We start from the raw sequence: 573 nt of genomic DNA, 5'->3' as shown, positions 1-573 counted from the left end.
ACAAACCGAGGGCGGTAGCAGCACCCGAGGTCGGTGGGGTAACCCGCAAGGGAGCCAGCCGCCGAAGGTGGGGTAGATGATTGGGGTGAAGTCGTAACAAGGTAGCCGTATCGGAAGGTGCGGCTGGATCACCTCCTTTCTATGGAGAATCGTTTCCTGCAACGGAGACATTCATATAAGAGTCAAGATAAGACTTGTGGGCCATAGAGCCTGCGAATATTTCCTCACTCGTGTTCAGTTTTGAAAGAGCAAATTTCTTTCAGCAGCGCGTTTGGTGGCGATAGCGGAGGGGTTCCACACGTACCCATCCCGAACACGACCGTTAAGCCCTCCAGCGCCGATGGTACTTGGACCGCAGGGTCCTGGGAGAGTAGGACGTCGCCAAGCGCAACCCTTATGGGTTTTTCCCATGAGTGTTTTTTATTGAAAAGGGCCCTTAGCTCAGTTGGTTAGAGCGCACCTCTGATAAGGGTGAGGTCGGTGGTTCGAGTCCACCAGGGCCCACCATTTAATTTTATATCCCATTATGGGGCCTTAGCTCAGCTGGGAGAGCGCCTGCCTTGCACGCAGGAG

The 573-nt window shown here is 54.3% G+C and carries 1 tRNA gene and 2 rRNA genes; all 3 read left to right on the top strand.

The window, feature by feature from the left end:
- Positions 1–139, top strand: a 16S ribosomal RNA gene (locus tag PGLA_RS28600); the annotation flags it as partial.
- A gap of 131 nt (positions 140–270) precedes the next feature.
- Positions 271–387, top strand: a 5S ribosomal RNA gene (gene rrf, locus PGLA_RS17515).
- A gap of 43 nt (positions 388–430) precedes the next feature.
- Positions 431–507, top strand: a tRNA-Ile gene (locus tag PGLA_RS17510).
- Positions 508–573: the final 66 nt, after the last annotated feature.

Origin of the sequence: Paenibacillus glacialis, from assembly GCF_001637205.1 — a bacterium.
Taxonomy (GTDB): Bacteria; Bacillota; Bacilli; order Paenibacillales; family Paenibacillaceae; genus Paenibacillus_AQ; species Paenibacillus_AQ glacialis.
The sequence above is the reverse complement of the archived record's forward strand: the minus strand, read 5'-3'. Positions and strand labels throughout refer to the sequence as shown.